This is a genomic window from Paracoccus sp. SY, from assembly GCF_002901215.1.
Classification (GTDB): domain Bacteria; phylum Pseudomonadota; class Alphaproteobacteria; order Rhodobacterales; family Rhodobacteraceae; genus Paracoccus; species Paracoccus acridae.
On sequence record NZ_NWMQ01000171.1, the window covers coordinates 1 to 761 of the forward strand.

General features: G+C 59.3%; 1 protein-coding gene. It reads left to right on the forward strand.

The features are described from left to right. Window positions 1-184 precede the first annotated feature (184 nt). Window positions 185-406 (forward strand): hypothetical protein, encoded by a 222-nt coding sequence (locus tag CK944_RS22385; protein WP_103175206.1) that lies wholly within the window; start codon window positions 185-187, stop codon window positions 404-406. Window positions 407-761: the final 355 nt, after the last annotated feature.

Consider the following 761-nt stretch of genomic DNA (forward strand, 5'->3'; position numbering starts at 1 on the left):
ATCGGGCGCATCCTGATGGTCCGGGGACGCGATGCGGCGGACGGCGCCATGATCACGTCCTTTGGAACCTATCAGCTGGATCTGTTCCGTGTGTGGACGGACGAGCTTTCGGAAACGATGACGCAGGCCGANGCTGGCCATGGCAGGATCGTCCTGACACGGACCGCGTAAGGAGAGACCAAAAATGGTTTTCGTGGTATTTCATCTGAACGAACCGGGGCGGCCAGCCAGTAGGACCGCCATCGCGATCCATCACATTGTTTCCGTAAGGGAAGCAGCAGACGATGCGGGAACCGAGATCAAGCTCACCGACGGCACCCTGATCAACGTGACCGAGCCCTTCAAGACCATCATGGAGGAGGTTGCCCGGATGGGGAGTCCTGCGAAAGCACCTGAGGATGGATGACAGACTGGTGCAAAAGCAGGGATGACAGTTGGGCCTTCCCATTCAGGCTCAGGCCGACCGTCGCTCTTCATGTTCCATCAAGGCAAGACCGTGCCGGAGGCCAGACCACCTCGGCTTGATACCCCGACGCTGCCCCTCTTGAATGCGCATGGTTCTTTAGCGCGCGACCAGAGGCTTGCACGATTGTGCCGCCAACGCTCTCGCAATCCACAAGGATGGTTCCCATCTATGAAGGGTCACAGCGGACTGCTCTGCTTGTGACTTATGGAGGACCCCCGATGGGGACCCTGCGCCCAGCCGACAATCAAAACACTCAGCCGCGCGATCCACAGCTGGATTACGGTGATCCCGGTCG